Annotated in this window: 4 protein-coding genes; 2 read left to right on the top strand and 2 right to left on the bottom strand. The window is 64.7% G+C overall.

What is annotated here, in order from left to right:
- On the top strand, window positions 1-544 hold a 544-nt coding region (locus tag VFA60_02990; GenBank protein ID HZQ90738.1), incomplete at its 5' end, for a beta-N-acetylhexosaminidase.
- Window positions 545-688: 144 nt separating this feature from the next.
- On the opposite strand, the gene VFA60_02985 is transcribed toward VFA60_02990, so the two are convergent.
- Entirely contained in the window at window positions 689-904 is a 216-nt protein-coding gene (locus VFA60_02985) for a hypothetical protein (protein ID HZQ90737.1), read from the bottom strand.
- Window positions 880-1,803, bottom strand: coding sequence for a PQQ-dependent sugar dehydrogenase (locus tag VFA60_02980; GenBank protein HZQ90736.1), 924 nt, complete (start codon window positions 1,801-1,803; stop codon window positions 880-882). The genes VFA60_02985 and VFA60_02980 overlap by 25 nt, the downstream gene beginning before the upstream one ends.
- A gap of 171 nt (window positions 1,804-1,974) precedes the next feature.
- On the opposite strand from VFA60_02980, the gene VFA60_02975 reads away from it, so the two are divergent.
- The coding region (locus tag VFA60_02975; GenBank protein ID HZQ90735.1) for a hypothetical protein at window positions 1,975-2,331 on the top strand (357 nt) is incomplete at its 3' end.

Below are 2,331 nucleotides of genomic sequence, written 5' to 3'. Positions count from 1 at the left end.
CATGCTGGAGCGCCTGGCGGGCGATGGCCCGGTGGAGCCGCTGCGCACGCTGGCCGACGTGCTGGAGCCGGTGAAGCAATACAGGCGCAAGTACAGGAACGATCAGCTCACGCCCTTGAACCGGCTGAGCGACGCGGTGCGTCCGGAAAGCCGTGCCGCGCGACAGTTCGCGGGCCGGGTGGACCGACTGCTGGCTTCACATTCTGAAGAGGAGCGCAACGCAGTGCGGGCGACATTGGAACGCTGGCGCGACAATAACGCGCGCGTCCTGCCCATCCTGCAGCAGGCGTGGCTGATGCAGGACGTACCGCCGCTCTCGCAGGACCTAACGGCAGTGGCGGTTGCCGGCTTGCAGGCGATCGAGTACTTGCAGTCGGGCGTACCGGCGCCCGATTCCTGGCGGCAGGCGCAGATTGCGTTCCTGGAACAGGCGCGGAAACCGCGTGCCGACATGTTGATCATGATTGTGCCGGCGGTCCGCAAGCTGGTGGAGGCTACCGGACAATCACAGGCCGCAACGCAGCCGGCGAGCGCGGCGCACTGAGAATTTTTCAGTTTCGAGTGCGTGCGACAGCGGCGCCAGGACTAAGGCGCGTTGCTGGCGCATGGTGACGCGAGCCTGAAAGGCTTCTGTTTCACAGGCGAGGGCCTCACCAGGTCTGCACGCACAGATGCGTGGCGTTGCGATCTATTTGCTGTAGGTCACGCGATAGATGAGGCCACTGCCGTCGTCGCTCACGTACATGGAGCCATCCGGACCAACTGCGATTCCCACTGGACGCCCGCGCCAGCGGCCGCGGCGAGTCTCTCCCGGACGCAGCCATCCGGTGATGAAATCTTCCACCCGCTCCGGTTCGCCGCGATCGTTCATCTTCACCCTCACCACTTTGTAGCCGGTGGGCACACTGCGGTTCCAGGAACCGTGCAGCGCGACGAAAAGGTCGCCGCGGTAATCGGCCGGGAACATCTGGCCGTCATAAAACGCGATCCCCAGCGGGCGGAGTGCGCCTGAATCTTGACCTTGGGAGGGATGGTGCCGCGGCAGCGCGCCTCGCTGCCGCCGTTTGCCAGGTCTGGGATGCGATCGCCGTAGCAGGCGGGCCAGCCGAAGTCGCCGCCGTCTTTACCGAAGTCATTGACTTCCTCGGGAGGCAGGTCGTCGCCCAGCCAGTCGCGTCCGTTGTCGCTTCCCCAAACCGTGCCGGTGCGCTGGCTGAAGGCAAGCCCGACCGAGTTGCGCGTGCCGCGGGCGAAGATGCGCATACCGGAACCGTCCTCGTTGAACTCCAGCACTGCGGCGCGACGCGGATCGTCTTCCTGGCAGACGTTGCAGCTCGAGCCGACTGATACGTACATCTTGCCGTTGGCGAACACGATGGTGCGGGTCATGTGTCCGCCCAGGCTCTCCGGCAGGTCAGCGATTTTGGCGGCATGGGTTGCCTTCAGAGCCGATTCGTCCCAATCGTAGCGGCGCACCGCCTTGATCTCGGCGATGTAGAGGCGTCCGTTGTGAAAAGCGATGCCGTGCGGCCCGTCTAGGTCTTTGAGGACGGTGACCGAGCGCTCCACGCGGCCGGACTTTTTCGGGTCGGGCAACGCCGTCACGGTGCCCTCGGAGGAAGAAGTGACCAGCAGCGTACCTCCGGGGCTGAACGCCAGCAGGCGCGGCGAGCCGGTTTCGGCGAACACCTCAACGCGGAAGCCTGGCGGCGTGTGGAGCTGCTGCGTGTCCATGCGATCGGACAAATGCACGTACAGCACGCCGGCCAGCACCAGCACTCCGCAGATGGCAGCCACGCGCATTCGCGCAGCATTCTAAAACACCCCCGCAATGTTTCTCTCTCCGCGGATCTCGCGCGTTTGTGAATGAACCATTCGCAGCTATACTGACCGGCCCGGAACTGCGCGGCCCGTGGATCGTGAAGCGACCCACCTGGGTAGCGTGAGCCGGTTGATATCCCAGTGGAAGGCGACATGCGCAAAACTGCTCAAGCTCTGCTGTTCGGTCTCTTGATGATCGCGGCGGGAACGGCCGTCGCGCAGGTTTCCGCGCAGGACAAGCCAGTTACGCCGCGCTACCCGGCAGTAGTGGATCGGCTGCAGGCAATCACAGTGGTGCCGTTGCCCGACTGGCGGGTGCACGACGACAGCGCACTCCATCCGGAAAATCCCAGCCTGGACGAATCCGGCTGGCAGACCATGAAAGTCGGCGAGGAATGGAACACCGGCCCGCGCTGGTTCCGGCGCTGGGTGGAAATTCCGCGCACGCTCGGCAATTACGACGTGCGCGGTGCGACGGTTCGCTTCCGGGTGCGCATCAGCGGGGAGAAC

It is taken from the genome of Terriglobales bacterium, from assembly GCA_035651995.1.
GTDB lineage: Bacteria > Acidobacteriota > Terriglobia > Terriglobales > Acidobacteriaceae > DASRER01.
This window is presented reverse-complemented; position numbering and strand designations above follow the sequence as displayed.

What these genes read in the sequence shown, in the direction of transcription:
- VFA60_02980 (HZQ90736.1), bottom strand. Translation starts at nt 1,803, where the DNA reads ATGCGCGTGGCTGCCATCTGCGGAGTGCTGGTGCTGGCCGGCGTGCTG.